Below are 25,208 nucleotides of genomic sequence, written 5' to 3' on the forward strand. Positions count from 1 at the left end.
ACCCAAGGGGTCAGATCGTGGGGCGGCGGTGGGTGAGCGGGAAGCGGAGGATGCGGTCGTCGCCGGCCGCCGGGGTGCCGCGGCCGTCGCGGTTGCTGGTCGCGACCCAGAGCGCACCGTCGGGGGCCACCTCGACGGTACGCAGGCGGCCGTACGTGCCGGCCAGCTCCGCCACCGGTACGCCGACGCGGCCGGCGGCGTCGACGGGCACCGCCCAGAGCCGGGCGCCGCGCAGCGCGGCGACGTAGAGCGTGCCCCTGGTGAACGCGGCACCGCTCGGGGACGCCTGCGCGGGCGGCCAGACGACGACCGGGTCGCGGAACCGGGGATCACCGGCGACGCCCTCGACGAGCGGCCAGCCGTAGTTGCCGCCGGGCACGATCCGGTTCACCTCGTCCCAGGTGCTCTGCCCGAACTCGGTGGCGAACAGCCGCCCCTGCCGGTCCCAGGCGAGGCCCTGCACGTTGCGGTGACCGTAGCTGTAGACGAGCGAACCGGGGAACGGGTTGCCGGCCGGCACGCCGCCGTCCGGGCGGATCCGCAGGATCTTGCCGTTGCGGCTGGTCAGGTCCTGCGTGCGGGCGGACACCCCGGCGTCGCCGATCCCGGCGTAGAGCATGCCGTCGGGGCCGAACGCGATCCGGCCGCCGTCGTGGACGGCGCTGCGGGCGATGCCGCTCACCAGCACCTGCGGCGGCTGGGACGTCCCGAGGCGGAACCGGACGATCCGGATGTCGGCAGCGGTGGTGTAGGCGGCGTAGACCCACCTGTCCCGGCGGTACTGGGGGGAGACCGCGAGCCCGAGCAGGCCCGCCTCGCCGCCCGCGGCCACGTCGGCGATCCGGGCCACCTGCCGGGCCGGGCGACCCGGGCGTACGCGCAGGATCGTGCCCTGGTCCCGCTGCGCGACCAGGGCGCTGCCGTCGGGCAGGAAGGCCAGCCCCCACGGCGCCTCCAGCCCGGTCGCGACGACGCGGGGACGGGTCAGGTCGTAGCCGGACCAGCCGGCACGCCCGTCGAAGCCGCGCAGGTCCAGCGCGACCGGGCGCTGGTGCGCGTCGGCGGTGACCGGCCGGTCGGGGCCGTCCGCGGCCGGCCGGCCGGTGGGCCGGTTGCCGGCGTGGGCGTCGGTCGCTGCGAGCACGATCGCGAGGACGGCGGCGACGACCGCGACGGTACGACGGCGCATGTGCACTCCCCGGTTTCGCACCCGGCCTCGCCGGGGCATTGACGGTGATCCGGTTTGCCAGTAGACCTTGGTGATGGAGGCCCCTGATGAAACCAACGCCGCTCTCGCTGGAACAGTTGCGGGTCGCCGTCACCGAGGGTGAGATCGACACGGTGGTGCTCGCGCTCACCGACATGCAGGGCCGCCTGCAGGGCAAGCGGTTCCACGCGCCCTACTTCCTCGACCAGGTGGTCACGCACGGCAGCGAGGGCTGCAACTACCTGCTCGCCGTGGACGTCGACATGAACACCGTCGACGGGTACGCGATGTCGAGCTGGGAACGCGGCTACGGCGACTTCGCCATGCGCCCCGACCTGGACACGCTGCGCCGGATGCCCTGGCAACCCGGGTCCGCGCTGCTGCTGGCCGACCTGGAGTGGCTGGACGGCTCCGGCCCGGTGGTCGCCTCGCCCCGGCAGATCCTGCGCAAGCAGCTCGACCGGCTGGCCGCGCACGGGCTGACCGCGTACGCCGGCACCGAACTGGAGTTCGTGCTCTACCGCGACTCGTACGAGGAGGCGTGGCAGCGCGGCTACCGCGACCTGACGCCGGCCAACCAGTACAACGTGGACTACTCACTGCTCGGCACCGCCCGGGTCGAGCCGCTGCTGCGCCGCATCCGCACCGAGATGGCCGGCGCCGGGCTCACGCCGGAGAGCGCGAAGGGCGAGTGCAACCTCGGCCAGCATGAGATCGCCTTCCGGTACGACGAGGCGGTGCGCTGCGCCGACCACCACGTCATCTACAAGAACGGCGCCAAGGAGATCGCCGCCCAGGAGGGCATGGCGATCACGTTCATGGCGAAGCCGAACGAGCGGGAGGGCAACTCCTGCCACATCCACTTCTCGCTGCGCGACGCCTCCGGCTCCTCGGCGATGCTGGGGGACGGGCCCGCGCACCTGAGCGTCACCGGACAGCGGGTGCTGGCCGGGCTGCTCGCCACCATGCGCGAGTTCAGCCTGTTCTTCGCACCCAACATCAACTCGTACAAGCGCTACCAGCCCGGCTCGTTCGCGCCGACCGCGCTGCGCTGGGGCACCGACAACCGCACCTGCGCGCTGCGGCTGGTCGGGCACGGGCAGGGGATGCGGGTGGAGAACCGGGTGCCGGGGGCCGACGTCAACCCGTACCTGGCGATCGCCGCGCTGGTGGCCGGCGCGGTGCACGGCATCGAGAACGAGCTGGAGCTGGCGGACGAGTGCACCGGCAACGCGTACGACGACCCGGACGCCGAGCGGGTGCCCACGACGTTGCGTGACGCGCTGGACCTGTGGCAGCACTCGGAGGTGGCCCGGGAGGCGTTCGGCGACGAGGTGGCCGCCCACTACGCCAACCAGGCGAAGGTCGAGCTGACCGCCTTCGACGCCGCGGTGACGGACTGGGAGCTGACCCGTGGCTTCGAACGCCTCTGACCTCGCCGCGCTCCCCGCCGCCGCGCCCGCACTCGCGCCCCGCTCTCGACGTCGATCTTGCACTTGCGGCCCTCAGTGCGGGCGTTATGGGGCTTTCGCCGGGGCAGCAACTGCAAGATCGCGGGGGCGAGGGGAGGGGGGACCGCGTGGGTGAGGTGATCTCGCCTGTTGACGGGGCGGGGATCGGGGTCGTTCCGGGGTGCTCCGTGGAGGACGTGGATGCTGCTGTCTCGCGGGCGGCTGCGGCGTTCGAGACGTGGCGTCATGTGGCGCCGGGGGATCGGGGGCGGCTGCTGCGGCGGTTCGCCGCCCAGGTCGACGCGCACCTGGAGGAGCTGGCTCTCCTGGAGGTGCGCAACGCCGGGCACACCATCGGCAACGCCCGCTGGGAGGCGGGCAACGTCCGGGACGTGCTCGACTACTACGCGGGCGCGCCGGAACGGCTGACCGGCCACCAGATCCCGGTGCCCGGCGGGCTCGACGTCACGTTCCACGAGCCGCTGGGCGTGGTCGGCGTGATCGTGCCGTGGAACTTCCCGATGCCGATCGCCGGCTGGGGATTCGCCCCGGCGCTCGCGGCCGGCAACACGGTGGTGCTGAAGCCCGCCGAGCTGACCCCGCTCACCGCGCTGCGCCTGGCCGAACTGGCCCGCGACGCCGGCCTGCCCGAGGGCGTGTTCACAGTGCTGCCCGGCCGGGGCAGCGTGGTCGGCGAGCGGTTCGTCACCCACCCGGCGGTCCGCAAGATCTGTTTCACCGGCTCGACCGAGGTCGGCACCCGGATCATGGCCGGCTGCGCGGCCCAGGTGAAGCGGGTGACGCTCGAGCTGGGCGGCAAGTCCGCCAACATCGTCTTCGCCGACGCGGACCTGGAGAAGGCGGCTGCGACCGCGCCGTACGCGGTCTTCGACAACGCGGGCCAGGACTGCTGCGCCCGCTCCCGGATCCTGGTCCAGCGCCGGGTGTACGACAGGTTCCTGGAACTGCTCGAACCGGCCGTACGGGCGGTGCGGGTGGAGGACCCGGCCCAGGAGACGGCCGAGATGGGCCCGCTGATCTCCGCCGCGCACCGGGACCGGGTCGCCGGGTACGTCGACGGGGCGGACGTCGCATTCACCGGCTCGTGCCCCGACGGCCCCGGCTTCTGGTACGCCCCGACTGTGCTGCTCGCCGGCTCCCCGGCCGATCGGCACTGGCGGGAGGAGGTCTTCGGTCCGGTCGTCTCGGTGCTCCCGTTCGACGACGAGGCGGACGCGATCCGGCTCGCCAACGACACCGAGTACGGGCTCTCCGGCTCGATCTGGACCCGGGACGTCGGGCGCGCGGTGCGGGTGGCCCGCGCCGTCGAGTCGGGCAACCTCAGCGTCAACTCGCACTCCTCGGTGCGCTACTGGACCCCGTTCGGCGGGATGAAGCGTTCCGGCCTGGGCCGGGAGCTGGGTCCGGACGCACTGCACGCCTTCACCGACGTCAAGAACGTGTTCATCGGCACCGAGGAGTGATCACAGTGCAGGGACGGCTTTCCGACCGGGTGGCAGTGGTGACCGGCGCTGGTAGCGGCATCGGGCTCGCCACCGTACGCCGCTTCGCCGCCGAGGGCGCCCGGGTGGTCTGCGTGGACATCGACGCCGACGCCGGCACCCGGGCCGCGCAGGAGGTGGGTGGCGAGTTCGTCGCCGCCGACGTAGCCGACGAGACGGCGGTGCGTGACCTGTTCGACGGGGTGGTGCAGCGGCACGGCCGGGTGGACGTGTCGTTCCACAACGCGGGCATCTCGCCGCCTGAGGACGACTCGATCCTGGAGACCGGCCTGGACGCCTGGGAACGGGTGCTGCGGGTGAACACCACGAGCGTGTACCTGTGCTGCAAGTACGTCATCCCGCACATGCGCCGCCAGGGCAAGGGCTCGATCATCAACACCGCCTCGTTCGTGGCGCTGATGGGCGCTGCCACGTCGCAGATCGCGTACACGGCGAGCAAGGGCGGGGTGCTGGCGATGACCCGGGAGCTGGGCGTGCAGTTCGCCCGCGAGGGCATCCGGGTCAACGCGCTGTGCCCGGGGCCGGTGGCGACGCCGCTGCTGCTGGAGTTGTTCGCCAAGGACCCGGAGCGGGCCGCCCGGCGGCTGGTGCACGTGCCGATGGGCCGGTTCGGCGACCCGGCCGAGATCGCCGCCGCTGTGGCGTTCCTCGCCAGCGACGACGCCTCGTTCATGACCGCAGCGCAGTTCGTCGTCGACGGCGGCATCACCGGCGCGTACGTCACCCCCCTGTGAGCGCGAGGAGTGAGCCGGTCTTGCGAGCCCCGCAGTCGCGAACCAGGCCGGCACTATGAGGCCGGTCATCGGCATCACCGCGTACGTCGAGCCGGCCGGCTGGGCGGTGTGGCGGGACGTGCCGGCGACGCTCGTGCCGCACGCGTACGTCCGCTCGGTCACCGCGGCGGGCGGCCGGGCCGTCGTGCTGCCCCCGGACGACGCCGACGCGGACGTGCTGGGGCTGCTGGACGGGCTGCTGCTGGCCGGCGGCGCGGACGTCGGCCCGGAGCGGTACGGCGAGCCGCCGGACCCGCGTACCGAGAGCCGGCCGGAGCGCGACGCGGGGGAGACGACGCTGCTGACCGCCGCGCTCGCCGCGGACCTGCCGGTGCTGGGTGTGTGCCGGGGGATGCAACTGCTGGCGGTGGCGTACGGCGGCCTGCTGCACCAGCACCTGCCGGACGTGGTCGGGCACGACGGGCACCGTCCCGCGCCGGGCGTCTACGGGTCGCATCCGGTGCGCTTCGCCGCCGGCAGCCGGGCCGCCGAGGTGATGGCCGGGGTGGACCGGGTCAACTCGTACCACCATCAGGCGGTGGCCGACCCCGGCGGCCTGGCGGTGACCGGCTGGGCCGACGACGGGGTGATCGAGGCGGTGGAGGATCCGGCGCGGCGCTTCGTGCTCGGGGTGCAGTGGCATCCGGAGAACGAGGCCGAGCCGCGGCCCGTGGCCGCGCTGGTCCGGGCCGCGATGTCGGCCAGATCACACACCCGCGTTTCGTAGGTGCGGACAGCCGAATCGGCGGCCCGCCGACCAGGCGAGGACCGCCCGAGTCGCCCCGGAGCGTCGGTTACGCCAGGATGAGGCGGAGGTAAGCAGCGTCGAACGGTGCGGGTGCGTTACGTTGCTCGTCCGTCGGGGTAGTAGGCGGGGACGGTCGGCGGAGAATCGCCGGCCGTCATGATCATGGCCGGAGCGGGAGGCTGCATGAGCTCGGCCCACGGGGGCGGGGAGGACGGTCGTTCGTCCCCGGCGGCCGGCGAGGCGTCCCTACCGCCACTGCTCGCCGCGGCGTTCGCCGCCGGCGGTGAGATGGGCGGCCGGCTGCGCGGCTTCGACTGGTCCACCACCGCTCTCGGCAGCCCGGACCGCTGGCCCGCGGCGCTGTGCCACGCCGTGAGCACGATGCTGTCGTCCCGCGCCCAGATGGTCGTCTTCTGGGGCGAGGAGCACCTGGCCTTCTACAACGACGCCTACCGGCCGACCATCGGCGACAAGCACCCGGCCGTGATCGGGCAGCCCGCCCGGCTGCACTGGGCGGAGACCTGGGACGTGCTCGGCCCGCTGCTGGACGGCGTGCGCCGCACCGGCGTGCCGTACCGGGGCGAGAACCACCCCTTCGTGCTCGACCGCCACGGTTTCCTGGAGGACGTCTACTTCGACGTCTCGTACGACCCGATCCGCAGCGCCGACGGCACCGTCGGCGGTCTGTTCTGCTTCGTCAACGAGACCACCGGCCGGGTGCTCGGCGAGCGCCGGCTGCGCGCCCTCGCCGAGCTGGGCAACGAGCTGGGCGATGTACCCGGCATGCTCGAACTGGGCCAGGCCGTCACCCGGGTGCTCGACGCCCACCGCGCCGACGTGCCGTTCAGCGCGCTGTGGTTCGCCGACGAGCGCGGCACACTCGTGCCGGGCGGCTGCTCCGGCGTGGATCCGGCCACCGTCGCCGATCCGCCGCCCGGCCTGCCCGAGGGCGATCCGTTCACCGAGCCGCGCTGGATCGCCACCGCCGACCTGCCGGGCGCGGTGCCGCCGGACGCCGCCGGCCAGGCGCTCCTGCTGCCGCTGACCGCCACGAACGAGCCGGCCGGCGCGCTGCTGCTCGGGGTGTCGCGCCGGCTGCCGTTCACCGACGACTACCGCGACTTCGTCGACCTGGTCGCCGCACAGGTGTCCCGGGCCGTGGGCAAGCAGCGGGCGTACGAGCAGGAACGCGCCCGCGCCGCCGAGCTGGCCGCGCTGGACCGCGCCAAGACCAACTTCTTCGCCAACGTCAGCCACGAGTTCCGGACCCCGCTCACGCTGGTCCTCGGGCCGATGGAGGAGATGCTCGCCGACCGGGAGCTGCCCGAGCGGTACCTCGACCGACTCACCGTCATGCACCGCAACGGGCTGCGTTTGCTCAAGCTGGTCAACACGGTGCTCGACTTCTCCCGGCTGGAGTCCGGCCGGCTGGCCGCCCGCTACCAGCCCACCGACCTGTCCGACTACACCTCCCGGCTGGCCAGCACGTTCCGCTCGGCCACCGAGCGGGCCGGGCTGCGCCTGGTGGTGGACTGCCCGCCGCTGCCCGCGCCGGTCTACGTCGACCGGGACATGTGGGAGAAGATCGTCCTCAACCTGCTGTCGAACGCGGTCAAGTTCACGTTCGACGGCGAGATCCGGGTCCGGGTCCGCGCGGACGACGGCGCCGCCGTCCTGGAGGTGACCGACACCGGCGTCGGCATCGCGCCGGAGGAACTGCCGCAGGTCTTCGAGCGGTTCCACCGGGTGGCCGGCGCCCGCTCGCGTACCCACGAGGGCACCGGCATCGGGCTCGCCCTGGTCCGCGAGCTGGTCGAGATGCAAGGCGGCACGGTGACCGCGCACAGCGTCGTGGACCGGGGCACCACGTTCACCGTGACCATGCCCTTCGGGTACGCGCACCTGCCCGCCGACCGGGTGGCCGCCCTGTCTCCGGTCCCGCTGACCGAACCGGAGCAGGCCCGCCTGTACGTCGCCGAGACGGCGCTCTGGACCGACGAGGTGGCCCGCCCCACCGGGCTGCCGGAGGCGTCCGGCGCGCCGGGTGGGTCCGGTCGCATCCTGTTCGCCGACGACAACTCCGACCTGCGCGAGCACGTCGTCCGGCTGCTGTCCCCGGCGTACGAGGTGGTGGCCGTGCCGGACGGCGTGGAGGCGCTGCGGCTGGCCGTCGAGACCCCGTTCGACCTGGTGCTGACCGACGTGATGATGCCCCGGCTGGACGGCTTCGGGCTGGTCGCCGCGCTGCGGGCCGAGCCGGCCACCCGGCACGTGCCGATCGTGCTGCTCTCCGCACGGGCCGGCGCCGCCGAGGAGGTCGCGGGTCTGTCCACCGGCGCCGACGACTACCTGACCAAGCCCTTCTCCAGCCAGGAGCTGGTGGCCCGGGTCCGGGCCAACGTCGAACTGGGCCAGTTGCGTGGGCAGATCATCCGCCGGCTGCGGGCACTCGCCGACGCCGCTGTGGAGATCAACACTGCCCGTTCCACCGCCGAGGTGGTCCGGGTGGCCGCTCGGCACGCGCTGCGCCTGGCCGAGGCCGGACGGGTCCGGGTAACCGCCACCGGAGCCCGCCACGAGGAGGACGCCGGCGGCGACCTGCCCGCCGAGCCGACAGTGGTGCTGCCGCTCACCGGCACCGCCGGCGAGCAGCTCGGCGAGCTGCGGGTGTGGCGCCGCGAGGGCGGCGGCACCGAGGAGGCGGCGCTCACCGAACTGGCCCGGCTGATCGGCGTACGGCTGGAGAACGCCCAGCTCTACGAGGCCGAGCACCACATCGCGACCACACTCCAGCACAGCCTGCTGCCGCGTACGCTGCCGCAGTTGCCCGGCGCGGTGGTGGCCAGCCGCTACCTGCCCGGCAGCGCCGACGTGGAGGTCGGCGGCGACTGGTACGACGTGATGGCCACCGCCGACGACGACCTGGTGCTGGTCATCGGCGACGTGGTGGGCAAGGGCGTGCGGGCCGCCGCGGCGATGGGCCAGCTCCGCAACGCGCTGCGGGCGTACGTCCTGGAGGGCTACGACCCGGGCGAGGCGCTGACCCGGCTCAACCGGCTGGTCCACTCCGCCGGCAGCAGCTCCTTCGCCACTGTGGTCTGCCTCGGCTTCTCCCCGCGCACGGGCAGGATCCGGTACGCGAGCGCGGGTCATCCGTCACCCCTGCTGATCCGAGGAGACGACGTGGCGTTCCTGCACGATCGGGCTCTCGGACCGCCGATCGGGGCGATCCCCGGCGCCGTCTACCCGGCCGCCGAGGGCGAACTCGCGCCGGGCAACCGGCTCCTGCTCTACACCGACGGCCTGATCGAGGACCGGTCCGCGGGCATCGACGCCGGGCTGGGCCAGTTGCGGGCCGACGCGACGGCGCGCGCCGGGCACGTGGCGGACCTGGTCGACGCCGTCATGGCCCGGGTGGCCGAGCGGTCCCGGCACGACGACGTGGCGGTGCTCGCGCTGGAGGCGGCCGAACTGAACCGGTTCGCGCTGCGCCTGCCCGCCGACCCGACCCGGCTCAGCGTGCTCCGCAAGCGGCTGGAGGACTTCCTCGTCGCCCACCAGGTCGGCGAGACCGACCTGTTCGACCTGACCGTGGCGGTCTCCGAGGCGGCGGCGAACGCGATCGAGCACCCGGTCGACCCGGTGGACCCGACGATCGAGGTCGAGGTGACGATCGCCGACCGTACGGTCACCGCGACCATCCGGGACAGCGGACGCTGGCGGGAGTCGAGCGGGTCGACCTTCCGGGGGCGCGGGCTGGCGCTGATCCAGGCGCTGGGGGAGATGAACGTGACCCGTTCCGCGAACGGCACCGAGCTGACGCTGCGCCGCCGGCTGGCCGATCAGGCGCCGCCCTCGGGACGCTGAGGCGGCCGGTCACAGCGGCGACGGGTCGTCGCGCAGCCGGCTGTAGAGCCACCCGTCGCGCCAGGCGCCGGCCCGGAACTCGCAGGACCGCAGAACTCCCTCCAGTTGGAAGCCGGCCTTCTCCAGCGACCGCTGCTCGGCGGCGTTCTCGGGATGGGTGCCGGCCTGGATGCGCTGCGCCGGGGTGTGGCTGAACAGGTAGTCGCAGAGCAGCGCCTGCGCTCGCCAGCCGAGACCCCGGCCGCGCCACTCGGGCAGCAGCACGATCCCGATCTCCCAGTACGGTGCCCGCCCGCTCTCGCGCTGCAGGTAGCTGAGGTAACCGACCGGCGCGTCCGGGGGCTCGACCTGGACGATCAGGCCACCGCTCCGGTCGCCGAGATAGCCGTCCTCGGCGAAGCGGCGGGCCGGCGCGGCGGCGTCCTGGAAGCCGGCCCAGTCGAGGCCGATCAGCCCGGGTTCGACAGCGAACCGGCGCAGCATCGCGAGATCGTCCTCGGCCACCGGGCGCAGTCGTACGGTCGAGCCGGGCGCCTCGTGCACGACGCCGGCCATCGACGGATGGGAGCTGTCCATCCTCCGCACCGTAGTGACGGGCCGGGCCGCCCGCTGTCCCGCGTCGACGGCGTTCACGCGGGGAGCAGCCCTCGATCTAGCCGGCGAGCCAGTCCTGGTCGCCGAGGCCGGAGATGTCCAGCACGCGCCGGACCTGCGGCGACGGCAGCACGGTCAACGCGTCCGGGAACCGCTGGGCGAGCCGGACCACCGCGTGGATGGCGGCCGAGTCGAAGAAGGTGACCGCCCGCAGGTCGAGCGTGAGCCGCTTGGCGGGCTCGCGGAGCGCGGTCTGGAACATGGTGTCGGCGGTCGCCATGTCGACCTCGCCGGTCACCTGGACGCGCAGTTGGTCGCCGTCGGCCTGCGCCGTCACGGAGAAGACGGGCGCCGCGCCCCCTTGATCCACGGAGCAACAATGGCACAGCGTTTGCGGCACGGCAACAACCTGCCCGGCGGGCCTGTGGCGAGGGGCACACCGGTCCCGGCGATAGGCTTGCGTCATGACCGTCCGTGCGCCGCTGACCCCCGGCACGCTCTCCCCGTGGCGAGCGGTCCCCGCCCACATCCCACGCCCGGAGTACGTGGGTAAGAAGCGTCCTCAGGAGTGGCGCGGCTCGCACGTGCAGACGCCGGAGACCATCGAGAAGATGCGCGTCGCGGGGCGTCTCGCCGCCCAGGCCACCCAGCTCGCCGGTGAGCACTGCAAGCCCGGGGTGACCACCGACGAGATCGACAAGGTGGTGCACGAGTTCCTCTGCGACCACGGCGCCTACCCGTCGACGCTCGGCTACCGGGGCTTCCCCAAGTCGTGCTGCACCAGCCTCAACGAGGTGATCTGCCACGGCATCCCGGACACCACGGTGCTCCAGGACGGCGACATCATCAACGTCGACGTCACCGCGTACCTGAACGGCGTGCACGGCGACACCGACGCCACGTTCTGCGTGGGCGAGGTGAGCGAGGAGGCCCGCCTGCTGGTCGAGCGGACCCACACGGCGATGATGCGCGGCATCAAGGCCATCGCGCCGGGGCGGCAGATCAACGTCATCGGCCGGGTGATCGAGTCGTACGCGAAGCGCTTCGGCTACGGCGTGGTCCGCGACTTCACCGGGCACGGCATCGGCGAGGCGTTCCACAGTGGCCTCTACGTGCCGCACTACGACAGCCCGCGCCCCACCGACGTGATGGAGCCCGGCATGACGTTCACCGTCGAGCCGATGATCACGCTCGGCACCTACCAGTACGACATGTGGGACGACGGCTGGACGGTGGTCACCAAGGACCGCCGGTGGACGGCCCAGTTCGAGCACACCATCGTCGTGACCGACGACGGCTACGAGATCCTGACGCTGCCGTGACCGACACCCCTGCGGCACTGCGCGAGGCGCACCACGCGGACGTCTCCGGCGGCTGGCTGCGTCCGGCCGTCTTCGGCGCGATGGACGGACTGGTCACCAACATCGCGCTGATCGCCGGCGTGGGCGGCGGCGGGGTGTCGCCGCGCAGCGTGGTGCTCACCGGCACGGCCGGCCTGGTGGCCGGCGCCATCTCGATGGGCCTCGGCGAGTACACGAGTGTCCGGTCCGCGAACGAGCAGGTCGCCGCCGAGGTGGCCAAGGAGCGGCGCGAGCTGGAACGCCACCCGGAGGCGGAGGCCCGGGAACTGGCCGACGCCTGGGTCGCCCGTGGACTGCCCCGCGAGCTGGCGACGCAGGTCGCCGAGGCGGTACGCGCCAACCCGGAGGAGGCGCTGCGGGTGCACGTACGGGAGGAACTGGGCGTCGACCCCGACGACCAGCCCAGCCCGTGGGCCGCCGCGATCTCGTCGTTCATCTGTTTCTCGATCGGCGCGCTGGTGCCGCTGCTGCCGTACCTGCTCGGTTTCACCAGCCTCTGGCTGGCGCTCGGCGTCGGCGGCGTCGGCCTCTTCGTCGCCGGTGCGATCGTGGCCCGGTTCACCAACCGCGCCTGGTGGCGTGCCGGTCTGCGGCAGTTGCTGCTCGGCGCGCTGGCGGCCGGCGCCACCTACCTGATCGGCGCGCTGATCGGCGTCGGCGGCGGCATCGGCTGACGGTCGGCCGTCGGCGGGCCGTCAGCCGTCCAGCAGGTCGTCGACGGTGCCGTCGACCGGCCGCCCCCGGGCGGCCAGTTCCTCGGCCTGGCGGGTCAGCGCCGCACCCACCTCGGTCATGTCCGCCCCGGCCAGCCCGGTACGCCGCACCGCATCTCCGGGGTCGCGGAAGTAGGTGCGGCTGAACAGTCCCTGCACTGTCGCGGCGGCCAGCCGCGCCTCGCCGAGCATGAGCAGCGCCTGGTCCGTCTCGTACCACTCGGCCAGCCGCAACGCGCGGGCGTGCGCCGCGCTGCCCCGGTACCACGCCTGCCGCGCGGCGCCGGTGAACTCCGCCGGCCGGGCGCGTGCCAGGCGCGCCAGGTGTTCGTCGCGCAGTTTTCGCAGCCAGCCGGTCGGATCGTGCAGGGCGCGGGTGGTGACGTACCGGTCCGCGGCCAGCGGCCAGCGGGACGTGATCGTCGTCGCCCGGCGCAGGTAGTCGTCCGCCCCGGCCACTGTCAGGTCGACGAGCACCCCGTCCACCCGCCGGGTGGCGGGTGGCGGTCCGGCGCCGGGCCGGTAGGTGACGACCAGCAGTCCGACCTCGCGGTCCCCGCCGCCGTCGTCGTCGCCGTGCGCGAGCGGACCGTGAACGGCGACCGCCAGCACATCGGCCGGGAACCGCCGCAGGACGGCGTCACCGACGCGCTCGGCCACCTGCCATCGCGGGTCGCCCAGACGCCGCTCGGCGTTCACGTCGAGCGCCACGGTCCACCTCCGACAGGTCGCCTGCGGCAACCCTAGCCAGATCGGGCCGGGCCGCCCCGGTGGCGCGGATGTCGGATTGTGCGCGTCTGCGGCGAGGGCGCTCAGGCGTTCGGGACCAGCCGGAACACGCGGATCTCGCGGCCACCGGCCCGCTCGACGTACGTGCGGTACGCGGGCCACTCCTGCACCAGCCGCTGGAACAGCCGTTCCCGTTCCTCGCCGGTGACCTGCTCGGCGGTGACCGGGATCCGGCGTCCCTTGACGTCCACCTCGGCGGCCGGGTCGGCCATCAGGTTGAACGTCCAGGACGGCTGGTGCTGCTGCCCCCAGTTCGAGCCGATCACCACGTAGGCGTCGCCGTCCGGGACGTACACCAGGGGGTTGCTGCGGGGCTTGCCGGAGCGGCGGCCGGTGGAGGTGAGCACCAGCGTGGGCACGAGCCCGAAGGCGACCACGCGGCCCTTCGTCATCCGGCCGACCAGCCGGTCGGCCGGGACGAGCAGGCGCATGGTGGCGCCGAACCAACGCTGGTGACCGAGACGGCGGGTGAGGGCTCCCAGGGCTGACATCCGACAAGTGTGCCGTCCGCGGGGTGCCCCGTCATCCCTCGGACGGTCAGTCCGCCCAAGGTCGACTCCATTTCGCCGAAGTGGTGGCATCCACCCCACCGCGATACCGCCACTCCGGCGAAATGGTGTCGATCATGGCCGGAAGTGGTGTCGATCATGGCGGGACGGTCAGTCGAGCCGACGTTCGATCGGCAGGCGGGACCGGGTGAACAGCGCTGCGCCGCCCATCGCCACGAGCGGAACCACGACCAGCGCGGCGAGCGTCACGCCGGGCACTGTCACCGGGTACGGCGGCTGCACCGGCCAGGACTCCGCGTACCGCTGGTTGAGCGCGGACAGGACGACCACGGCGGAGCCGAGCCCGGCGACGATGCCCAGCGCGGAGCCGAGCACCGCGATGACTCCGGCCTGGCAGAGCGACAGCAGGCGGCGTACCCGGGGATCGGCGCCCACCGCCGCGAGCGTGGACAGGTCCCGGCGGCCCTCGGCCGCGGCGAGGCCGGTGGCGACCGCGGCGGCGCCCAGCGTGATCACCCCGGAGGCCACCGCCAGCAGGAGCAGCATCGAGCGCTGGTCCGACGGCGGCTCGGCGGTCGCCACCTGCGCGGACATGGGCCCGATGTCGAACAGCTCGTCGGTCAGCATCTCGACCTGCCGGTCGGTGGGCGAGCCGGCGGTGTCCAGCAGGTAACCCATCGGCACGGCGGACAGGCCGAGCGCGTCCGCGGCGGCGGGGGAGAGCACCAGCCGGTCGACTGTGAGACCGCCGCGCAGCGCGTACGCGGGCAGGAGACGCCCGGTGGGCGGGCCGCCGGAGTTGTAGTTGACCTCTACCCGGACCTGCCCGTCCACCACCCGCCGGGCGTCGGTGACCACCACGCCCCCGGCGGCGAGCGTCCGGCGCGCGGCGGCCAGCTCGTCGTCCGGCGCGCCGGTGAGCGCGGGCAGCGCGGCGCCGTCGTCCACGAGCGCCGGCAGGTAGACGTCGACGGGCTCCTGGAAGGGGCTCACGCAGCGTGGATCCCGCCGGGCCGAATCGGGGATGACCGGGTCGGAGGAGCTGTACGGGCACTGCTGCGCCTGCGGCATGAGCGCGTAGGGGCTGCAGTCGTCCTTCTCCCGGACGTCGCCGGCGCAGCCGGGGATCGCGACTGACACCACTGTGGCGTCGGACAGGACCGCGCGGGCCCGGCCGGCGACTACCTGGGCCGAGGGCGGGTCCGCCGGGGTCTCACCGGAGTGGGTGAGCAGCACGTTCCCCGGCGGCAGGCCGGGTTGCCAGAGCGCCCGTGAGCGGGTCTCGTCGCTCGCCACGTAGACGCCGAGCGCGACGCTTCCGGCCACCGCCGCCATCACCGCGGAGATGGCGGGCGCGGCCGAGGACCGGTTGCGGCTGGCGTCGCGCAACGCGAGCCGGGGGGTCAGCGGCAGCAGCCGCCCGGCCCGGCCCAGCACGCCGACGAGCGACGGGGTGCAGAACACCAGCCCCAGCTCGCCCAGCGCGACACCGGCCAGCACTCCGGTCTGCGAGGTGCGGCCGGCGGCGAACGCGGCGATCGCGGTCCCGGCGACGGTGAGCGCCACCCCGACCAGCAGCCAGCGGCGGCGTGGCCGGGTCGCGTCGCGCCGGCCTGCCAGGCCGGTCGCCACGTCCTGCCGGGCCGCCGCCCAGGCCGGCGCCATCGCCGCGAGCACCCCGGCCAGCACCGCCGTCGCGGCGATCGCCACCAGCGCGGCCGGGAAGATCCGGTACGCCCCGAGACGCTCCCCGAGCACGTACTGCTCGACGATCGGCCGGCCGGCGAACGCGGCACCGATGCCGAGCAGCAGGCCGAGGGCAGCCCCGCCGGCGCCGAGCACCACCCCGTCGGCGAGCACGATCCGGCGCAGGTGGGAGGCGTCGCCACCGGCCACCGCGACGAGCGCGAGGTCGCGCCGCCGGCGCCGGACGCTCACCGCGAAGGCCGGGCCGACCAGCAGCACCACCTCCAGCAGACCCAGCCCGCCGACGACTCCGACGACGCCCGCCTCGTCGGCGTCCGGTACGGACATGCCGCGGGTGAACTCCTGCCGTCCCGGCAGCGGGCTGCGCGCGACGACCTGGATGCCCTGCGCGTTCAGCCGGTCCACGAGCCCCGGTTCCAGCGGGCCGGGCAGGTCCACCAGCCAGGTGTCGCTGCCGGCCATGCCCTCCGAGGTCACAGCGGGCAGCGTGATCACGTCCCGGAGGTTGTCCGGATACTCCACCACCCCGACCACCCGGTACGTGGCGCCGTCGATCGTGCGTACCGGGTCGCCGATGCGGGTCTCCAGCCGGCGCAGCGCCGTCGGGCTGACCGCGATCTCGTCGGGGCGTACCGGTGGCCGGCCGTCGCGTACCCGGGCCAGCGGCCGGGTGAGCGGGTCGGTCAGGTCGACGGCGCGCGCCTCGAGCGACTCGACGTGCCGGTCCACCCGTGTCGAGAACGTCATCCACCAGCGGGTGCGAGCCAGCCGGCTGCCCTCGGGCAGCAGCGCGCGCACCTCCTCGGCGGTCGCCGGGCGGGTCCGGGACACCCATTCGCCCTGGACCGGCCAGGCCGACTCGCCCCAGGCGTCCTGCGTCACCGGCGCGAGGCTGTCCCAGCGCAGGGCGACGTCGCCGCCGCCGAGCTGGCGCTCGATGCGCTCGGCGCGGGTCAGATCCCCCATGTCGTAGCTGACCGCGGCGAAGCTGAGGCCGAACACCGGCAGCGCGATCATCACCAGCACCAGCAGCGTGCGCCGCCGGGACCGCCGGGCCTCCCGGCGGGCGATCCGCAGCGCGGTCCGCCACGACCCGCGTACGGCGGCGAGGCGGCCGCCGGTCACCGGGTGCTGCCGCTGAGCAGGTGGTCGACGCCGATCAGCGGGGCGGTCGAGTCGACCATCACCCCGTCGCGCAGGAAGACCACCCGGTCCGCCCAGCCGGCGTGCCGGGCCTCGTGGGTGACCAGCACCCCGGCCGCTCCGGCGTCCACCCGGCGGCGCAGCAGGTGCAGCACCGCCTCGCCGGTCTGGGAGTCCAGCGCGCCGGTCGGCTCGTCGGCGAGGACCAGGCGGCGTTCGCCGACGAGGGCCCGCGCGATCGCCACCCGCTGCTGCTGGCCACCCGACATCTGGTCCGGGAAGCGGTCGGCCAGGTCCTCCAGGTCGACCTCGCGCAGCGCGGCCAGCGCCAGCTGGCGGGCCGCCCGTACGCCGGTGCCGTCCAGTTCCAGTGGCAGCGCCACGTTCTCCACGGCGGTCAGGCTGCCGAGCAGGTTCAGGTCCTGGAAGACGTACCCGATCCGGCGGCGCCGCAGCCGGGCCAGCTCGCGGGCGGACAGCCCGACCAGGGTCTCGCCCTCGACCACCACCTCGCCGCCGGTGGGCCGGTCCAGGCCGCCGGCGAGCGCCAGCAGCGTGGACTTGCCGGACCCGGAGGGGCCCATCACCGCCACCAGCTCACCGGCCCGTACGGTCAGGCTCACGCCGCGCAGCGCGTGCACGGCGGCCTCACCGGCGCCGTGGGTCCGGCGTACGTCACGCAGTTCCAGCACCCCGTCGATCGGGTCCATCAGCGCCTCCCGTGCCGGGTCACCGGCGGGCTTCGTCGCCGGCCCGGTCCACCGCCTCGGGGTGGTCGACCGCCCGGATCGGCGCCGGGCGGTGCCGGACCAGGCTCGTCTCGCAGTGGTCGAGCCACCGCACCTCGGCCTCGGTCTGGAAGATCATCGCGTCCAGCACCAGCCGCCAGGGTAGATCCTCCGGCTTGTCGCTCGTGTACTTCAACCGGGTGAACTCCTGGAGCGCGCGCATGGTGGCGGTGCGCTGGGTCTGCACCACCGACCGCACGTCGACGCCGGGGGTGGTCAGCGCCAGCGCCAGTTTGATGGACAGCTCGTCGCGCGGCCGGTCGGCGCGGCTGATCGGCGTGGCGAACCACAGCGCCAGGTCCGCCCGTCCGGCGTCGGTGATCTCGTACGGCCGCTGCCCGCTCTCGTTCTCCGGCAGCGGGCGGACCAGGCCGTCACGTTCCAGCCGCGCCAGCGTGGTGTAGACCTGTCCGATGTTCAGCGGCCAGGTCGACCCGGTGGACTCCTCGAACGCGGCACGGAGCTGGTAGCCGTACATCTGGCCGCGTTCGAGCAGGGCGAGCAGGCCGTGACGGATGGACATGACCGCGAGTATGCATACCTGGTATGCGCTACGCAACCGGAGGGTTCCGCCGGGTGACCGGCGTCGCGCTCAGGCCGGGCGGCCCGGGAACGGAACGGTGACCGGCGTCACGCCTGCCGTACGCCGCCAGCGGGTGGCGCGCAACGCGCAGTCGGTGAGCGCGGCGAGCGCGGTGTTCCGGTCCGCGCCGGTGGTGTGCGGCAGCGCGGCCCGCCAGTGCCCGGCCGTCCGTTCCTCGATCTCCACCGCCAGGCGCAGCGCGCTCGCCCGGTCCGTCACCGGGTAGGGCAGCGCGTACCCGGCCCGGTCGGCGGGCACCTGCCCGGAGCCCTCGGCGAGCTGGAGCAGCAGCGCGTCGCGGCGGGACCGGTGGGCCGCCTCGGCGGCACGGGCCGCCGTACGCGCCGCCTCGGTCAGGTGCACACCGATCACCCCGTACGCCCAGATCGCCGCGTACTCGGCGGCGAGCGCGTCGGCGAGCGCCGAGGCCGGGCCGGTCGTCGGGCTGTTCACTTGAGCGCCTCCACGTGTGTGGCCCGCGCCGCGGCGATCGAGCCGAGCAGCGCGGCCCGCTCGGCCGGCGCTGCCGCGCACGCCTTGGCCGCGTTCGTCCGGCCCTCCTGCTCGGCCCGGCGCAGCTCGGTGAGCACGGCGTCGGGCGCGGGCGCGCTCGCCGAGCCGGCGGCCGGTGTGCCGGAGGGCGCCGGCCGGCCGATCACGCGGCGTAGCTCCTCGGCGTGCGCCCGGTGCGCGTCGGCGATCGGGGTGAGCCGCCCGGCCAGCGCCGGGTCGGCGGTGGCGGCGGCCCGGTAGCGGGCCTCCAGCGCGAGCGCCTCGGCGACGAGCGGCTCCAGCGCGTCCGGCTCCGGTGGCTCCTCGTCGCGGTCGAAAAGATCACAACCGGTCAGCGGCGCGGTCGCGCCGCCGAGCGCCACGAGCCCGCCGGCGCGCAGCAGCCAGCGCCGGGAATGCCCCGCTCTGACCTGGTCGGATGGTGTTCTGCCGATCCCCACCTGACAGAGTCAACACCATTCGCGCCGTCTCGTGGGTCAGGGTCTCGGTGCGCCGCCGGGTCCGTCGGCGGTCGTTAGCGTTACGCTCTGCGCAACCACCGGGCGCGGACGCCCCGGTGGCGCGCCGGTATGGCGGGCCGATCGCCCGCACCGGCCAGGGACAACACGGCCCGCGGGTCGTGGCAACAGCAGGAGAGGTGCGCGCAATGACGCAGCGTGGCCGTGCCACCCGGTCGACGGGGCCCTCCGGGCGGCCCCGCCGCTCCGACGGCCCCCGCGGCACGGACCGGAGCGGCGCACCCCGCGGCGATCTCGCCGCCCGCCGCAACCGGCTGCGCGAGGTGATCGAACCGGTCGTCACGGCGGCCGGTTACGACCTGGAGGACCTCTCCGTCTCCCGCGCCGGCCGGCGGCACGTGGTCCGGGTGATCGTGGACGCCGACGGCGGGATCAACCTGGACGGCGTGGCGGACGTCTCCCGCGCGGTCTCGGCGGCGCTGGACGCGGCCGAGGAGGCCGGCGGCGACATCGTGGCCGGCGAGTACCAGCTGGAGGTCAGCTCGCCCGGCGTGGACCGCCCGCTCACCCTGCCCCGGCACTGGCGGCGCAACGCCGGGCGGCTGGTCAAGGTCACCGTCCGCGGCGACGCGGGGGACCGCCAGCTCACCGGCCGGATCACGGCCGCCGACGACGAACGCGTGGTGCTGGAGACCGACGCCGGCCCCGCCGAACACCCGTACGCCGAACTCGGGCCCGGCCGGGTCCAGGTGGAGTTCAACCGCCTGGACGACCTGGCCGACGAGGACTTCGGTGACGACACCGACGACGACGAAGATCTGGAGGACGAGGAGAGGTGAACATCGACCTCGCGGCGCTGCGCGCCCTGGAGCGCGAGCGGGAGATCCCGTTCGACACGATCCTCGCGGCGATCGAGACCGCGCTGCTGACCGCCTACCGGCACACCGACGGCGCCGAGCCGCACGCCCGGGTGGAGATCGACCGTAAGAGCGGGGCCGCCTCGGTCTACGCGCAGGAACTGGACGCCGACGGCACTGTGACCCGGGAGTGGGACGACACTCCGCACGACTTCGGGCGGATCGCCGCCATGACCGCCAAGCAGGTGATCCTCCAGCGGCTGCGGGAGGCCACCGACGAGGTGCACTTCGGCGAGTACGTCGGCCGCGACGGTGACCTGGTCACCGGCGTGGTGCAGGCGCACGAGACCCGCCGGGAGAAGGGCATCGTCAGCGTCGACCTGGGCAAGCTGGAGGGCGTCCTGCCGCAGTCCGAGCAGGTCCCCGGCGAGCGGTACGAGCACGGCGAGCGGATCCGCTGCGTGGTCGTGCACGTCGCCAAGGGAATGCGCGGCCCGCAGATCACGCTGTCCCGGTCGCATCCCGCGCTGGTGAAGAAGCTGTTCGCGCTGGAGGTGCCGGAGATCGCCGACGGCACCGTGGAGATCGGCGCGATCGCGCGTGAGGCAGGTCACCGTACGAAGATCGCTGTGCGCTCGACCACGTCCGGCGTCAACGCCAAGGGCGCCTGCATCGGCCCGATGGGCCAGCGGGTCCGGGCCGTGATGAGCGAGCTGCACGGCGAGAAGATCGACATCATCGACTGGTCGGACGACCCGGCCACCTTCGTCGGCAACGCGTTGTCGCCGGCCAAGGCGCTGCGGGTCGAGGTGGTCGACCTGGCCTCCCGTACCGCCCGGGTGACCGTGCCGGACTTCCAGCTCTCGCTCGCGATCGGCCGGGAAGGGCAGAACGCCCGCCTCGCGGCCCGTCTGACCGGTTGGCGCATCGACATCCGGTCCGACGCGGAGACCGCAGCCCCGCAGAGCCGGGGCGGAGCTGATCACGTCCCGGAGCCGGGCAGCGCGATCTCCGGCGGCTAGGGGTAGACTTACTCAGTGGCACGACGCGCGATTCCGGAGCGCACCTGTGTGGGCTGCCGGAAACGAGCGCCGGCCAGCGAGTTGTTGCGGGTCGTCGCGATCGGTGACGAGGCTGGTCACACCAGTCTCCGGCCCGATCCGGCCCGCAGACTGCCGGGTCGGGGAGCGAACATGCACCCTGATCCGGCCTGCTTCGCGCAGGCGGTGCGACGCCGCGCCTTCGGGCGGGCACTGCGCCTCACCGGGGTCCCCGACCACGGTGCGCTTGCGGAGCACGTCGACGCGCAACCCCCGACGACCGGTCAAGCCCGACCGGTCGAGGGTCGCTAGCAAGGTAGGACGACCGACATGAGCACACGATGAAGTCCCTGAAATGACCAGGCTTCAAGTGCAGGAGTGAGGTCGCTGCGGGTGCTGCCCGCACGACCTCGGAGTGAGGAGTGCAGTGGCAGGAAAGGCCCGCGTACACGAGCTTGCCAAGGAGCTCGGGGTCGAAAGCAAGACCGTTCTCGCCAAGCTCAAGGAAATGGGCGAGTTCGTGAAGTCCGCGTCCAGCACCGTCGAGGCGCCTGTCGCCCGGCGGCTGCGTAGCGCGTTCGTAGCCGGTTCGTCGGCGCCTGCCGGCCCGCCGGCTGCCGCGCCCAGTGGCCCGGCACCGACCCCGACGCCCACCCCGACCCCGGGTGCCCCCCGGGTCTCGGCCAAGCCGATGCCGCCCCGGCGTCCGGCCGCGCCGACCCCTGGACCGAAGCCCAAGGGCCCGGTCCCCGGCCCGCCGCAGCCGGCGACTCCGGTCGCCAAGCCGGCGAGCGCGCACGACATCGAAGTGGCGGCCGCCGAGGCGCGTGCCGCCGCGCTCAAGGCTGAGCAGGAGGCCGCGGTCAAGGCCGCTCAGGCCGCCCGTCAGCAGCAGCGCGAGACCGTACGCCGGGAGCCCCCGGCCGAGGGCGGTGCTCGCCCGGGTCCGCGTCCCGGCCCGAACGCCATGCCGCCGCGTCCGGGTTCCCCGGCCGCCGGTCGTCCCGGCGGTCCGGGTCAGGGTCAGGGCCCCGGTGCCCGGCCCGGCGGTCGTCCGCCGGCGCGTGGCGCCGGTAACAACCCGTTCGGCATCCAGGGCGGCCAGCAGCAGCGGCCCCCGGCCGCCGGTGCGGGCGGTCCCCGTCCCAGCCCGGCCGGCATGCCGCCGCGGCCCAGCCCGGCGTCGATGCCGCCGCGGCCGAGCCCGGCCTCGATGCCGAGCCAGCGCCCGACCACCGGCCGCCCCGGCGGCCCCGGTGGCGGTCGTGGCGGACCCGGTGGAGGCGCCGGTCGTCCGGGCGGTCCCGGCGGCGGTGGCGGTGGCTACCGTGGTGGACCCGGTGGCGGCGGCGGTGGCGGTGGCTACCGCGGCGGTCCCGGTGGCGGCGGCGGTGGCGGTGGCTACCGCGGCGGTCCCGGCGGCGGTGGCGGTGCTCCCGGCGGTGGTTTCCGTCCGGGTGGCCCGGTCGGCGGCGGTGGCCGTCCCGGCGGCGGTGGCCGTGGCCGTGGCGGTGGCGCGGCGGGTGCCTTCGGGCGTCCCGGCGGCCGGCCGACCCGCGGTCGCAAGTCCAAGAAGCAGCGCAGACAGGAGTTCGACAACCTGTCGGCCCCGACCATGTCCTCGGGTGCGCCCCGCGGTCAGGGTCAGGTCGTCCGGTTGTCCCGTGGCGCCTCGCTGTCGGACTTCGCCGACAAGATCAACGCCAACCCGGGTTCGCTGGTCCAGGAGATGTTCAACCTGGGCGAGATGGTGACGGCGACCCAGTCGTGTTCCGACGAGACCCTGCAGCTGCTGGGTGAGCACCTCGGCTTCGACGTGCAGATCGTCAGCCCGGAGGACGAGGACCGCGAGCTGCTCGCGCAGTTCAACATCGACCTCGACGCCGAGGTCGCGGCGGACCGCCTGGTCAGCCGTGCGCCGGTGGTGACCGTCATGGGTCACGTCGACCACGGTAAGACCAAGCTGCTCGACGCGATCCGCAAGGCGAACGTGGTGGCCGGCGAGGCGGGTGGCATCACCCAGCACATCGGCGCCTACCAGGTCCACGTCCCGCACGAGGGCGAGGACCGCGCGGTGACGTTCATCGACACCCCGGGTCACGAGGCGTTCACCGCCATGCGTGCCCGTGGTGCCCAGGTCACGGACATCGTGATCCTGGTGGTCGCGGCCGACGACGGCGTCATGCCGCAGACCATCGAGGCGCTCAACCACGCCAAGGCGGCGGACGTGCCGATCGTGGTCGCGGTCAACAAGGTCGACAAGCCCGAGGCGAACCCGGACAAGGTCCGCCAGCAGCTGACCGAGTACGGCCTGGTCGCCGAGGAGTACGGCGGCGACACCATGTTCGTCAACGTGGCGGCCAAGCCCGGTATCGGCATCGAGGAACTGCTCGAGGCCGTGCTGCTGACCGCCGACGCGTCGCTGGAGCTGACCGCTCCGATCGACGGGCCGGCGCAGGGTGTCGCGATCGAGGCGCACCTGGACAAGGGCCGTGGCGCGGTGGCGACCGTGCTGGTGCAGAAGGGCACCCTGCGTGCCGGTGACTCGATCGTCGCCGGTGGGGCGCACGGCCGGGTCCGGGCCATGCTCGACGAGAACGGCAAGCCGGTCGATTCGGCTGGTCCGGCCCGTCCGGTCATGGTGCTGGGTCTGACCACGGTGCCGGGTGCGGGTGACACCTTCCTGGCCGCCGAGGACGACCGCACCGTGCGGCAGATCGCCGAGCAGCGTCAGGCACGGCGGCGGGCGGCGTCGTTCGCCAACTCCCGTGGCCGGGCCACTCTCGAGACGCTCATGGAGCAGCTCAAGGAGGGCGAGAAGACCTCGCTCAACCTGGTGCTCAAGGGCGACGTCTCCGGTTCCGTGGAGGCGCTCGAGGACGCGCTGTTCAACCTCGACATCCCGGAGGAGGTCCAGCTTCGGATCATCCACCGGGGCGTGGGCGCGATCACCGAGAGCGACGTCATGCTCGCGAGCGCCTCGTCCGAGGCGGTCACGATCATCGGCTTCAACGTGCGGGCCTCGAACAAGGTCCGCGAGATGGCCGACCGCGAGGGCGTGGAGATCCGGTACTACACCGTCATCTACCAGGCCATCGAGGAGATCGACGCCGCGCTCAAGGGTCTGCTCAAGCCGGAGTACGAGGAGGTCGAGCTGGGCACCGCGGAGATCCGCGACGTCTTCCGCTCGTCCAAGATCGGCAACATCTCCGGCTGTATCGTCCGGTCCGGCCTCATCCGCCGCAACGCCAAGGCGCGGCTGCTGCGGGACGGGGCGGTCGTGGCGGACAACCTCACGATCAGCTCCTTGAAGCGGTTCAAGGACGACGCGACCGAGGTCCGCGAGGGCTTCGAGTGTGGTCTGACGCTGGGCGGCTACAACAACGTCCAGGTCGGCGACGTCATCGAGACGTTCGAGATGCGCGAGAAGCCGCGCGCCTGAGAACCACGCGTAAGACCGGCCGGCGGCCGGGGCCTTCGGGCCCCGGCCGTCGCCGTCTGCTCAGGCTGCGACAATCTGCGGCGTGATCCGGTACGCGCTGCTCCTCGCCCCCTCCGCCAACCGCGTCTACGCCGACGCGGCGGCCCGGCTGGCCCGCGCCGAACTGGCCGTGTTCGCCGGTTCCGGCGTGCTCGACGTCGTGCCGGCCGCCGCGGAGGTGACCGGGATCGGCGGGGTGGAGTACCTGACGTTCACCACCGCCGAACCGGGGCTGGGCGAGCGGGACCTGGCCCACCTGGCGAACCTTTCGGCGGCGTACGCGCTGTTCGAGCGGGTCGGCGACGACCTGCTGCGGCCGGTGCCGCTGCGCCCGCTGGCCCGGTACGACTCCGACCTGATCACCATCCCCAAGTACGCCGGAAAGACCAACGAGCAGTTCACCCGGCTGCTGCTCAACGTCACAGTGCTCGCCTCCGCCGCCGCGCCGCGGATGCTGGACGGGCCGGTGGTGGTGCTGGATCCGCTCTGCGGCCGGGGCACGACGCTCAACCAGGCGCTGATGTACGGCTACGACGGCATCGGCATCGAGCGCGACGGCAAGGACGTGGACGCGTACGCCGCGTTCCTGCGTACCTGGCTGCGCCGCAAGCGGCTCAAGCACACCACCGACTCGACGTCGGTGCGCCGGGACCGCAAGCTGGTGGCCCGCCGGTTCGAGGCGGTGCTCGCGCCGTCGCGGGACGAGCACCGGGCCGGGGCCACCCAGCGCGTCATTGTGCTGCACACCGACACCACCCGGGCCCGCGAGGCGTTGCGCGCCCGCTGTGCGGACGTGATCGTCACCGACGCGCCGTACGGCGTGGCGCACGGCAGCCGTACCGACCACGGGTTGTCCCGCAGTCCGCTGGAGCTGCTCACCGCCGCCGTGCCGGTGTGGCGGGAGCTGCTGCGCCCGGGCGGGGCGCTCGGCCTGTCCTGGAACACGCACGTGGCCCCGCGGGCGCAGGCGGAGGCGGTGCTGGCCGATGCCGGGCTGCGCGTGCTCGACGGCCCGGGCTTCGGTGACTTCGCCCACCGGGTCGACCAGGCGATCGAGCGGGACGTGCTGGTGGCTGTCGCGCCTTAATCGCGTGCCGGGGTGC

21 protein-coding genes and 1 pseudogene are annotated in these 25,208 nt (G+C 73.8%); 12 read left to right on the forward strand and 10 right to left on the reverse strand.

What is annotated here, in order from left to right; translation table 11 throughout:
* Positions 1–10 precede the first annotated feature (10 nt).
* Complete coding sequence (locus ML5_RS08595) at positions 11–1,189, reverse strand: sorbosone dehydrogenase family protein (protein ID WP_013474424.1); 1,179 nt, start codon at positions 1,187–1,189, stop codon at positions 11–13.
* 86 nt (positions 1,190–1,275) lie between these two features.
* On the opposite strand from ML5_RS08595, the gene ML5_RS08600 reads away from it, so the two are divergent.
* From ML5_RS08600 to ML5_RS08620, 5 genes are all read left to right on the forward strand, one after another.
* The gene (locus ML5_RS08600; protein WP_013284645.1) at positions 1,276–2,640 is read left to right on the forward strand and encodes a glutamine synthetase family protein; all 1,365 of its coding nucleotides are present in this window, start codon (positions 1,276–1,278) and stop codon (positions 2,638–2,640) included.
* A gap of 146 nt (positions 2,641–2,786) precedes the next feature.
* Entirely contained in the window at positions 2,787–4,142 is a 1,356-nt protein-coding gene (locus ML5_RS08605) for an aldehyde dehydrogenase (protein WP_013474425.1), read from the forward strand.
* Between the two features lie 5 nt (positions 4,143–4,147).
* The gene (locus ML5_RS08610) at positions 4,148–4,915 is read left to right on the forward strand and encodes a 3-oxoacyl-ACP reductase (protein WP_013284647.1); all 768 of its coding nucleotides are present in this window, start codon (positions 4,148–4,150) and stop codon (positions 4,913–4,915) included.
* A 55-nt stretch (positions 4,916–4,970) separates the two neighbouring features.
* Entirely contained in the window at positions 4,971–5,681 is a 711-nt protein-coding gene (locus ML5_RS08615) for a gamma-glutamyl-gamma-aminobutyrate hydrolase family protein (protein ID WP_013474426.1), read from the forward strand.
* 204 nt (positions 5,682–5,885) lie between these two features.
* Positions 5,886–9,569: a SpoIIE family protein phosphatase gene (locus ML5_RS08620; RefSeq protein ID WP_013474427.1), complete on the forward strand. Its 3,684-nt coding sequence runs from the start codon at positions 5,886–5,888 to the stop codon at positions 9,567–9,569.
* 9 nt (positions 9,570–9,578) lie between these two features.
* On the opposite strand, the gene ML5_RS08625 is transcribed toward ML5_RS08620, so the two are convergent.
* Together ML5_RS08625 and ML5_RS08630 are read right to left on the reverse strand one after the other, a co-directional pair.
* On the reverse strand, positions 9,579–10,145 hold the full coding sequence (locus tag ML5_RS08625; protein WP_013474428.1) for a GNAT family N-acetyltransferase: 567 nt from the start codon (positions 10,143–10,145) through the stop codon (positions 9,579–9,581).
* 76 nt (positions 10,146–10,221) lie between these two features.
* On the reverse strand, positions 10,222–10,533 hold the full coding sequence (locus tag ML5_RS08630; protein ID WP_030269851.1) for an STAS domain-containing protein: 312 nt from the start codon (positions 10,531–10,533) through the stop codon (positions 10,222–10,224).
* Positions 10,534–10,627: 94 nt separating this feature from the next.
* On the opposite strand from ML5_RS08630, the gene map reads away from it, so the two are divergent.
* Both map and ML5_RS08640 read left to right on the forward strand, forming a co-directional pair.
* Positions 10,628–11,485 (forward strand): type I methionyl aminopeptidase, encoded by an 858-nt coding sequence (gene map, locus ML5_RS08635; RefSeq protein WP_013284652.1) that lies wholly within the window; start codon positions 10,628–10,630, stop codon positions 11,483–11,485.
* Positions 11,482–12,198, forward strand: coding sequence for a VIT1/CCC1 transporter family protein (locus tag ML5_RS08640; protein ID WP_013284653.1), 717 nt, complete (start codon positions 11,482–11,484; stop codon positions 12,196–12,198). Before map ends, ML5_RS08640 begins: the two co-directional genes overlap by 4 nt.
* 21 nt (positions 12,199–12,219) lie before the next feature.
* Here the strand turns inward: ML5_RS08640 and ML5_RS08645 are convergent, their stop codons facing one another.
* The 7 genes from ML5_RS08645 to ML5_RS08675 all read right to left on the reverse strand — a co-directional run bounded on the left by ML5_RS08645 (position 12,220) and on the right by ML5_RS08675 (position 18,652).
* Positions 12,220–12,948, reverse strand: a complete 729-nt coding sequence (locus ML5_RS08645; RefSeq protein WP_013474430.1) for a hypothetical protein — start codon at positions 12,946–12,948, stop codon at positions 12,220–12,222.
* 101 nt (positions 12,949–13,049) lie between these two features.
* Positions 13,050–13,517, reverse strand: a complete 468-nt coding sequence (locus ML5_RS08650; RefSeq protein WP_013284658.1) for a nitroreductase family deazaflavin-dependent oxidoreductase — start codon at positions 13,515–13,517, stop codon at positions 13,050–13,052.
* Positions 13,518–13,685: 168 nt separating this feature from the next.
* Positions 13,686–16,367, reverse strand: coding sequence for an FtsX-like permease family protein (locus tag ML5_RS08655; RefSeq protein WP_013474431.1), 2,682 nt, complete (start codon positions 16,365–16,367; stop codon positions 13,686–13,688).
* Positions 16,364–17,095, reverse strand: coding sequence for an ABC transporter ATP-binding protein (locus ML5_RS08660; RefSeq protein ID WP_013284660.1), 732 nt, complete (start codon positions 17,093–17,095; stop codon positions 16,364–16,366). The genes ML5_RS08655 and ML5_RS08660 overlap by 4 nt, the downstream gene beginning before the upstream one ends.
* Positions 17,096–17,114: 19 nt before the next feature.
* A complete protein-coding gene (locus ML5_RS08665; protein WP_013284661.1) occupies positions 17,115–17,696 on the reverse strand; it encodes a PadR family transcriptional regulator in 582 nt (193 codons plus the stop codon).
* A gap of 69 nt (positions 17,697–17,765) precedes the next feature.
* On the reverse strand, positions 17,766–18,209 hold the full coding sequence (locus ML5_RS08670; protein WP_013474432.1) for a ferritin-like domain-containing protein: 444 nt from the start codon (positions 18,207–18,209) through the stop codon (positions 17,766–17,768).
* Positions 18,206–18,652 carry a hypothetical protein gene (locus tag ML5_RS08675; RefSeq protein ID WP_030269842.1) on the reverse strand — a complete coding sequence of 149 codons (447 nt, stop codon included), beginning with the start codon at positions 18,650–18,652 and terminating at the stop codon, positions 18,206–18,208. The genes ML5_RS08670 and ML5_RS08675 overlap by 4 nt, the downstream gene beginning before the upstream one ends.
* A gap of 263 nt (positions 18,653–18,915) precedes the next feature.
* Here ML5_RS08675 and rimP point away from each other — a divergent pair, with 263 nt between their 5' ends.
* The 5 genes and pseudogenes from rimP to ML5_RS08695 all read left to right on the forward strand — a co-directional run bounded on the left by rimP (position 18,916) and on the right by ML5_RS08695 (position 25,192).
* Positions 18,916–19,566, forward strand: a complete 651-nt coding sequence (gene rimP, locus ML5_RS08680) for a ribosome maturation factor RimP (protein ID WP_013474433.1) — start codon at positions 18,916–18,918, stop codon at positions 19,564–19,566.
* The gene (gene nusA / locus ML5_RS08685; protein ID WP_013474434.1) at positions 19,563–20,606 is read left to right on the forward strand and encodes a transcription termination factor NusA; all 1,044 of its coding nucleotides are present in this window, start codon (positions 19,563–19,565) and stop codon (positions 20,604–20,606) included. Before rimP ends, nusA begins: the two co-directional genes overlap by 4 nt.
* Before the next feature lie 15 nt (positions 20,607–20,621).
* Positions 20,622–20,958: pseudogene (locus ML5_RS31435) on the forward strand (YlxR family protein).
* 93 nt (positions 20,959–21,051) lie between these two features.
* Entirely contained in the window at positions 21,052–24,066 is a 3,015-nt protein-coding gene (gene infB / locus ML5_RS08690) for a translation initiation factor IF-2 (protein WP_030269840.1), read from the forward strand.
* A gap of 82 nt (positions 24,067–24,148) precedes the next feature.
* Positions 24,149–25,192, forward strand: a complete 1,044-nt coding sequence (locus ML5_RS08695; protein ID WP_013474436.1) for a TRM11 family methyltransferase — start codon at positions 24,149–24,151, stop codon at positions 25,190–25,192.
* Positions 25,193–25,208: the final 16 nt, after the last annotated feature.

Source organism: Micromonospora sp. L5 (assembly GCF_000177655.2).
Lineage (GTDB): Bacteria > Actinomycetota > Actinomycetes > Mycobacteriales > Micromonosporaceae > Micromonospora > Micromonospora aurantiaca.

What these genes read in the sequence shown, in the direction of transcription:
- ML5_RS08595 (WP_013474424.1), bottom strand. Translation starts at nt 1,189, where the DNA reads ATGCGCCGTCGTACCGTCGCGGTCGTCGCCGCCGTCCTCGCGATCGTG.
- ML5_RS08600 (WP_013284645.1), top strand. Translation starts at nt 1,276, where the DNA reads ATGAAACCAACGCCGCTCTCGCTGGAACAGTTGCGGGTCGCCGTCACC.
- ML5_RS08615 (WP_013474426.1), top strand. Translation starts at nt 4,971, where the DNA reads ATGAGGCCGGTCATCGGCATCACCGCGTACGTCGAGCCGGCCGGCTGG.
- ML5_RS08620 (WP_013474427.1), top strand. Translation starts at nt 5,886, where the DNA reads ATGAGCTCGGCCCACGGGGGCGGGGAGGACGGTCGTTCGTCCCCGGCG.
- ML5_RS08625 (WP_013474428.1), bottom strand. Translation starts at nt 10,145, where the DNA reads ATGGACAGCTCCCATCCGTCGATGGCCGGCGTCGTGCACGAGGCGCCC.
- map (WP_013284652.1), top strand. Translation starts at nt 10,628, where the DNA reads ATGACCGTCCGTGCGCCGCTGACCCCCGGCACGCTCTCCCCGTGGCGA.
- ML5_RS08650 (WP_013284658.1), bottom strand. Translation starts at nt 13,517, where the DNA reads ATGTCAGCCCTGGGAGCCCTCACCCGCCGTCTCGGTCACCAGCGTTGG.
- ML5_RS08660 (WP_013284660.1), bottom strand. Translation starts at nt 17,095, where the DNA reads ATGGACCCGATCGACGGGGTGCTGGAACTGCGTGACGTACGCCGGACC.
- ML5_RS08665 (WP_013284661.1), bottom strand. Translation starts at nt 17,696, where the DNA reads ATGTCCATCCGTCACGGCCTGCTCGCCCTGCTCGAACGCGGCCAGATG.
- rimP (WP_013474433.1), top strand. Translation starts at nt 18,916, where the DNA reads ATGACGCAGCGTGGCCGTGCCACCCGGTCGACGGGGCCCTCCGGGCGG.